We start from the raw sequence: 5,296 nt of genomic DNA on the forward strand, positions 1-5,296 counted from the left end.
GGGTCAGCCGGCAGCTGAAAACTGGCAGCTGAAAAGTGGAAAGAAGCTGAAAAATGGAAGAAGGCCTCCCGGCGACGCGAAAAGCGCTTTTCGCGTCGCCGGGAGGCCCGTGCCCCGGTCCTGTTCCGGAGATGCTGTGCGGTGATTACTTTATGCGGCTGGCCTGGTCAGGTCGTAGACGGTCGTGCCGCCGATCGTGGTCGTGGTGAAGGTCTGCCGGACCCATGTGGTGATCGCGCTGGCGGTGCCGCCGGAGCCGCCACCGCGGCCCATGCCACCGCCGGCGAGGAAGTAATGGATCTTTCCGGCTTCGACGTACTCCTGGAACTGGGCCAGCGAGGGGGCCGGGTCGGTCCCGTTGAAGCCGCCGATGGCCATCACCGGTGCACGGGTGGCGAGCTGGACGCCGGCGGCGGAGTTGGATCCGATGGTGGCCGCGACCCAGGTGTAGCGCTCGGCGTTCTGGGTGAGCGCGGTCACCAGTTCGGCGTTCGGCGTCCCGGCGTCGAGCAGGCCCCCGAGGCCTCTGCCCCGGCCGAACATCGCCGCACCCTGCTGGCCGAAGCCGCCACCCAGGCCCGTCGCACCCCCCTGGCCCGTCGTGCCGCCCTGGCCTCCCGTCGTGCCGCCCTGGCCTGTTGTGCCGCCTGGTGGCATCCCCTGCGGGACGCCCCCGCCCGGACCGTTCATCCGGACGCCGCCACCGAAGCCTCCCCCGCCGAAACCTCCGCCGCGAGGGCCGCCGCCGAAGCCGCTGGTGGGCCCCGCCGACGGGAGGGCGCCGGTGTGGGGGGTGGCGGCCGTCTCGGCCGCGTAGGCCGCGGGCCCGATCAGCGTCACCAGGATGCCGGCGGCGGCCAGCACCGTCGCGGCGCGACGTGCCGGACGCGCGGGAAGCACCAGCGTGAGGATCAGCGTGACGATCGCCACGGCACCGACAGCGATCACGAGCGCTCGCAGCCACGGCTGCCAGTCGGGCGTCCGGTGCAGCAGGACGTACGACCACGCCGTCGTGGCGGTGACCGCGGCCGCCAGGACCAGGCAGGACCCGAGCCGGTCGCGTTCGCGCCACAGGTGGACGCCGCCGATGCCGACGACGGCCGCGGCCGCCGGCGCGAGCGCGATCGTGTAGTAGGGGTGGATGATCCCTTTGGCGAGGCTCAGGGTGACGCCGGTGACGACCAGCCAGCCGCCCCAGAGCAGCAGCGCGGCCCTGGTCCGGTCGGTGCGTGGGGCGCGCCCGCGCATCGCGATCACGGCCACCATGATGATCAGTGCCGCGGGGATGAGCCAGGAGATCTGCCCGCCCATCTCCGTGTTGAACATCCTGGTCAGGCCGGTCTCCCCCCAGCGGCCGCCGGTGCCGCCGCCTCCGCCGACGCTGCCGGCCTCGTTGCCGTTGAGCCGTCCGAAGCCGTTGTAGCCGAAGATGAGGTTGAGGATGCTGTTGTTCTGCGAGCCGCCGACGTAGGGCCGGGAGCCCTTCGGCCACAGCTCCACGGCCGCCACCCACCAGCCGGCGGCGACGAACATCGCCACCCCGGACAGCAACAGCCGACCGATCCTGCGCCGCAGCGATATCGGCGCGGCCAGCAGGTAGGTGGCCGCGAAGACCGGCACGACCAGGAACGCCTGCATCATCTTCGCGAGGAAGCCGAACCCGACGAAGACCCCCGCCCAGACCAGCCATCTGGCGCTGCCCGTCTCCGCCGCCCGGACGGTCGCGTAGGCGCCGAGGAGCAGCAGCAGGACGAGCAGCGCGTCGGGGTTGTTGAACCGGAACATCAGCACCGCGGCCGGTGTCAGCGCGAACACGGCCGCGGACAGCAGCGCCGCGGCCGGGGAGAACCAGCGCCGGACGGTCACGTACAGCACCCCGACGGCGGCGACACCTTCCAGCGCCTGCGGGACGAGCACGCTCCACGAGCTCAGCCCGAAGATACGCACCGAGATGTCCATCACCCACAGTGATGCCGGTGGCTTGTCCACGGTGATGAAGTTCGCGGCGTCCGAGGAGCCGAAGAAGAACGCCGTCAGGTTCGACGACCCTGCCTGGACGGCGGCGCTGTAGAAACTGTTCGCCCAGCCGGAGGCGCCGAGCCCCCAGATGTAGAGCACGGCCGTCCCGGCCAGCAGGGCGAGCAGCGCGGGACGCACCCATGCCGGATCGCTCTCCCGGCCGCGCAGGAGGCTTCGCGCCCACCGGCCCCCCGCCCGGGAACCGGCGCCGGGGCGGCCGGGTGCCGCGGCCGGGGCGGGCGGAATGCCCGCCCGCTCGGGAACGGTCGTGGTCATGGCCGGATCCTCGCCGTCGGTCCGGGCTGCTGTCGAAGGTCGGGAGCCACCGTCATGGGACCTGATAGTGGGGTTTCAGCCTGACGCTGACCTGATGCGAGCCTGGGAGCCGACTGAGAGCCTGTCCAGGTCCGCCCAGGTCAGGTTTGCTCAGTTCCAGGCGGCCGGCCGCTGGACGGGCGAGACGATGTGGCCCGGGGTGCCGAGCCAGGCTTCCTGGCCGTGTGGGGTGACGGTCATGCCGAAGCGGTGGAACCTCGGCCTACCAGCCTTGATCCACCACTGGTAGGCGGCCTCCAGCTCCTCCCACAACCGGCGTGGCCCGCACTGGAGGACTTCGTATCCCTGGTCCTCCGGGTCGTCCGCGAAGGAGGCCCACAATCGGGACCGTGCGTGTGACAAGCGGAGAAAGACGATCCCGGTATCAGGATCGGTAGCGGTTCCCGCGATCATGCCGGGACACGCCAGCCCAAGGGCGAAACCCGCGTCGTAGTTCTCGAACACCTCGCGTGGACGAACGGACGTGAAACTGATCTGGCGGTTGTCCTCGTGTGTCCACCACAGCGGAGCGTCGTCACGATGGCTGCGTATCTTCATGAGCCGCGAGTGCAAAGATGCCCATCCGCCCCCTCCTGCCGTGGGCGGTTCGCCATGGGCGAAGAAAATCGGTAGCGGGTCACAGCGGTCGGTAGGCATCCCGGCGGTGCTCGAGGCGGAGGACGACGACGTCGTGCTTGTCGTCATTGATCCGATAGAGGATGCGATAGGTGCCTCGGCGGGCCGCCCATATTCCTTCGAGATCGAAGCGCAGGGGTTTGCCTGCTCTGCGTGGAGCTTCGACCAGAGCGGTGGTGAGAAACTCCACGGCCGCGGTCGCGACGGCTTCGGGCAGTTGGTCGGTAAACGCGCGTCGGGCTGGTGGGGTGAGGACGAGCTCGTAGTCGTCGCCGTTCACCTGAGCAGGTCGCGTACGGCCGCTGTGCCGCGCAGGACGTCGCCGCTGGCGTAGGCCCGGTCGGCCTCGCGGATGTCGGCCAGTGCCTGTGAGTCGCGCAGGACGTCGATGGTCTCTTCCAGTTGGGCGAGGTCTTCGGGGCTGATCAGCACGGCGGCGGCGTGGCCGTTACGGGTCAGCACGATCCGTTCGTGCTGGTGTTCGACCCGATCAACGAACTCGGACAGGTGGTCACGGACCATACGGAGAGACTCGATCGTCATGGCCACAATTGTGGCTCATTGATCGTCCGATGTCCACTCCGCTCCCCGTCCCTGGCAACGGTCGTGGGCCTCTCCACAGCCCCGCGAGTCGCCGAAGCTTCCGTCCTGGAGGTGGTGGTTCGCTGGGAACCTGACGGGCTCGTGCGGACATTACGAGGTATGAGAGCGATCGATGACGCCTGAGCCGGCTGATGACGGTGAGCTGCTTGCGCGGGCCCGGTCCGGGGACGGGACGGCGTTCGGGCTTTTGTTCCGCGCGCACTCCAGCGCCGTCTACACCTACTGCTTCCGCCGGCTCGGTTCGTGGAGCGGTGCGGAGGACGCGACGTCCGTGGTCTTCCTGGAGGCGTGGCGGCGGCGGGCCGACGCGGTTGCTCTCTCCGGCTCGTTGCGCCCGTGGCTGCTCGGGGTGGCGACGAACGTGGTGCGCAACCAGACGCGGGCCACTCGTCGTTACGACGCGGCGCTGTACCGACTGCCGCCCCCGGATGTGGAGCCCGATCCCGCCGACGAGGTGGTGGCACGGCTCGACGACGAGCAACGGATGCAGGACATTCTGCGTGAGCTCGCGGTCCTGAACCGTGGTGAGCGGGATGTCGTCGCCCTGGTGGCGATGGCCGGTCTGAGTTATGCAGAAGCCGCGGTCGCTCTGGGCGTTCCGGTGGGAACGGTCCGGTCGCGGCTGGCCCGTGCCCGCGCCCGGCTCGCGAAGACCCGGGCCGCGGGGACGGGCGCGTTCCAGGAATCCGTTGACACGGCGACACCGGTCACAGGCCGACACGGTCGGGAAGGGGCGTGACATGTCCGATCTGGATTTTCCGTGGCTTCCGCCGCAACGGGCCATCCCGGCGGAGCGGCTGGCACAGCGCCAGGAACTGCTCGAACGCCACGTCGCGGCGACTTCCGAGCCGGCCCGGAGGCCGTGGTGGCGGCGAAAGCTGATAGTCGTTCCGGCTGTGGCCGTGGTGGCTGTTCTTGGGACGGCCGCCGGCCGAGGACTGCTTCCTGGTGATGTGGCGACCCAGGCTATGACGGTGTCATGTTATAAGACGGTGAGTCTTCACGGTGACACGGACATTGTCGGCGGCGGGGTGACGGACCCAGTAGAATCCTGCCGGCAGGTGTGGCGGTCCACCGGAATGAAAGCACCGTCAGAAATCGTCGCCTGCCTTACCTCGGGTGGGGCTGTCGCGGTGTTTCCGTCGAAAAACGCCTGCCGCACGCTGGGGCTGCGGCCGTTCATGGGAGTGTCTGATTCCGCGCGCAGCTTCGCCGCTTTCCAGAATGACGTGGTGACCGCGGTACGGGCGGATCACTGCCGCCCCCGCAGCGAGATCATCAGTATAGTCCGGCAGAAGTTGGATTCCTACGGCCTACAGTCCTGGCGGATCGACGACAGCGGCTTCGGCCAGCCGTGGGCCGTGGGCCGGCCCTGCGCCAGCCTTTCCTTCAACCACGACCAGTCGACCGTGATCATAGTGCCGCACACGGAATGATGCTGACAGATGCGGTGACCGTCTCGACGCAAGAACGGTCACCGCATCTGTCCAGGAATCTGGTTTTCAGTTTTTTGATGAACGAGACCGGTTGCTGGGGGAAATTACCGGATGACGTGTATGCCGTCGACGAGGAGATCAGTCGACGAAGAGGTCGGTGCGGGCTGAGACACGCTGGGTGCCGAAGGCCACCGGGGACGCGTTGACGACGAGCGGCGGGCCGCCGCGGCCGGGGCCACCGCCGGCAGGCGGGCCGCCGGGCCCGGGCCTGCCGCCGGCACCTGGGC

6 protein-coding genes are annotated in these 5,296 nt (G+C 69.1%); 2 read left to right on the top strand and 4 right to left on the bottom strand.

Going from position 1 to position 5,296, the window contains the following annotated elements; genetic code table 11:
- Positions 1 to 150: 150 nt before the first annotated feature.
- From NBX02_RS02215 to NBX02_RS02230, 4 genes are all read right to left on the bottom strand, one after another.
- On the bottom strand, positions 151 to 2,295 hold the full coding sequence (locus NBX02_RS02215; protein WP_250283660.1) for a glycosyltransferase family 39 protein: 2,145 nt from the start codon (positions 2,293 to 2,295) through the stop codon (positions 151 to 153).
- Between the two features lie 150 nt (positions 2,296 to 2,445).
- Positions 2,446 to 2,892, bottom strand: a complete 447-nt coding sequence (locus NBX02_RS02220) for a hypothetical protein (RefSeq protein WP_250289750.1) — start codon at positions 2,890 to 2,892, stop codon at positions 2,446 to 2,448.
- 79 nt (positions 2,893 to 2,971) lie between these two features.
- Complete coding sequence (locus NBX02_RS02225) at positions 2,972 to 3,250, bottom strand: type II toxin-antitoxin system RelE family toxin (RefSeq protein WP_250283656.1); 279 nt, start codon at positions 3,248 to 3,250, stop codon at positions 2,972 to 2,974.
- The gene (locus NBX02_RS02230; protein ID WP_250283654.1) at positions 3,247 to 3,513 is read right to left on the bottom strand and encodes a type II toxin-antitoxin system Phd/YefM family antitoxin; all 267 of its coding nucleotides are present in this window, start codon (positions 3,511 to 3,513) and stop codon (positions 3,247 to 3,249) included. The genes NBX02_RS02225 and NBX02_RS02230 overlap by 4 nt, the downstream gene beginning before the upstream one ends.
- Before the next feature lie 172 nt (positions 3,514 to 3,685).
- Between NBX02_RS02230 and NBX02_RS02235 the strand changes: the two genes are divergently transcribed.
- Together NBX02_RS02235 and NBX02_RS02240 are read left to right on the top strand one after the other, a co-directional pair.
- Positions 3,686 to 4,312: an RNA polymerase sigma factor gene (locus NBX02_RS02235; RefSeq protein WP_250283652.1), complete on the top strand. Its 627-nt coding sequence runs from the start codon at positions 3,686 to 3,688 to the stop codon at positions 4,310 to 4,312.
- Between the two features lies 1 nt (position 4,313).
- On the top strand, positions 4,314 to 5,009 hold the full coding sequence (locus NBX02_RS02240) for a hypothetical protein (protein ID WP_250283650.1): 696 nt from the start codon (positions 4,314 to 4,316) through the stop codon (positions 5,007 to 5,009).
- Positions 5,010 to 5,296 lie beyond the last annotated feature (287 nt).

The organism is Protofrankia sp. CiP1_Cm_nod1 (genome assembly GCF_920888515.1).
Classification (GTDB): Bacteria; Actinomycetota; Actinomycetes; order Frankiales; family Frankiaceae; genus Protofrankia.